Raw genomic sequence first — 737 nt, 5'->3', positions numbered from 1 at the left:
CGCTTGAGATGCGCCACCACGCTCTCGACTTCCGAATCCGAGCAGAACGGCCCGTGCACGCGGGTGGTGCGCCCGCCGCCGGCCATGAACAGCATGTCGCCCTGGCCGAGGAGCTGCTCGGCGCCCATCTCGCCGAGAATCGTGCGCGAATCGATCTTGCTGGTCACCTGGAAGCTGATCCGGGTCGGGAAGTTCGCCTTGATCGTGCCGGTGATCACATCCACCGACGGACGCTGGGTCGCCATGATGAGGTGGATGCCGGCGGCACGCGCCATCTGGGCGAGACGCTGGATCGCGCCCTCGATGTCCTTGCCCGCCACCATCATCAGGTCGGCCATCTCGTCGACCACGATGACGATGTAGGGCAGGGCCGCGAGGTCCATCTCCTCGGTTTCGAACACCGCCTGGCCGGTCTCGCGGTTGAAGCCGGTATGGATTTCGCGAGTGATCACCTCGCCCTTGGAGCGGGCCTCCGCCATCCGGGCGTTGTAGCCGTCGATGTTGCGCACGGCGATCTTGGACATCTTCTTGTAGCGCTCCTCCATCTCGCGCACCGCCCATTTGAGGGCGATGACCGCCTTCTTGGGGTCGGTGACTACGGGAGAGAGCAGGTGCGGGATGCCATCGTAGACCGACAGCTCCAGCATTTTCGGATCGACCATGATCAGGCGGCACTCCTCCGGCTTCATCCGGTAGAGCAGCGACAGGATCATGGTGTTGATCGCCACCGACTTGCC

At 64.2% G+C, this 737-nt stretch carries 1 protein-coding gene; it reads right to left on the bottom strand.

Going from position 1 to position 737, the window contains the following annotated elements; genetic code table 11:
* Nucleotides 1–737, bottom strand: a 737-nt coding sequence (locus G3T14_RS24475; protein ID WP_281409854.1) for an FtsK/SpoIIIE domain-containing protein, incomplete at both ends; no start/stop codon positions are given.

This window comes from Methylobacterium sp. BTF04, assembly GCF_010692745.1.
Lineage (GTDB): Bacteria > Pseudomonadota > Alphaproteobacteria > Rhizobiales > Beijerinckiaceae > Methylobacterium.
The sequence above is the reverse complement of the archived record's forward strand: the minus strand, read 5'-3'. Positions and strand labels throughout refer to the sequence as shown.